At 49.5% G+C, this 897-nt stretch carries 1 protein-coding gene; it reads left to right on the top strand.

Annotated features, from left to right (window positions below; all coding sequences use genetic code 11):
* On the top strand, positions 1 to 897 hold an 897-nt coding region (locus GC096_RS16560; protein ID WP_171631684.1), incomplete at both ends, for a hypothetical protein.

Here is an 897-nt window from a genome sequence, read left to right on the forward strand (position 1 = left end):
GCGTTAGCAAGCGCAGGAGTAGTAGCAAAAAATACGGGCAATGCCGTAGGAGCGAATGCAGGCGACACGATCGAATTTACTTTTGATACGCCGACGAACGGTGCTACAATACCGTTTGCGAACATTTTGGTCGGCGGAGCAACAGGTAAACTGGGAACAACCCTGAATCCTCAATGGGATTTGACCAAGACGAAGCTGACGGTTACGCTGGGGGTTTCATCAGCGGTGTACCTTGGGGATACACTAACGATTGATTTAACGGGCGTGACATTAACGAATATTGGCGGAGAAGGTCTGGTTGGAACGAATCCATCGCAAGCGATCAGCTCGACTAGCCCGTCGACATTTGGAGCAGGGGTCATACCGGCTTTAAATGGAACGACACCAGTGGTAACACCATATGGCAGCAACGATTATCGGGGCCAAACGGCAACGCAATACTTTGATTTGAAGTTTGCCAACGCAACGAATAAAGTGTTGGGTAACATTTCAACCGGGAACGTGACGGTGAAAGACGGAACGAACACTGTGGTAGCGTTGGGAACTGGGAGCAGCGCGGAATGGCAGGATAGCCAAACGTTGCGGATTACCATTGGGGTTAACTCAGTCATCGAAAAAGGAAACTTTACTGTACATTACGATGCGGTGACGGACGGGTTAAAAGACTTCTCGCATGAGTTGAATGCAGCGGGCGAGATCACGCAATCATTAGCGAACGTAAGCTTCGGTACCAAGGTGCCTGGAATTGATGCAGCAGCAAGCACAGGGCACACAGGTATCGAAGCATTTGCTACGGGCAGTAGCGTAGGTGCAGACGAGGATGATACGATAACGATTTATTTGGATACGCCAACCGACCAATTGATCGACATATCGGATATTACCGTGCAAAAAGCA

Source organism: Paenibacillus plantarum (assembly GCF_013141695.1).
Lineage (GTDB): Bacteria > Bacillota > Bacilli > Paenibacillales > NBRC-103111 > Paenibacillus_E > Paenibacillus_E plantarum.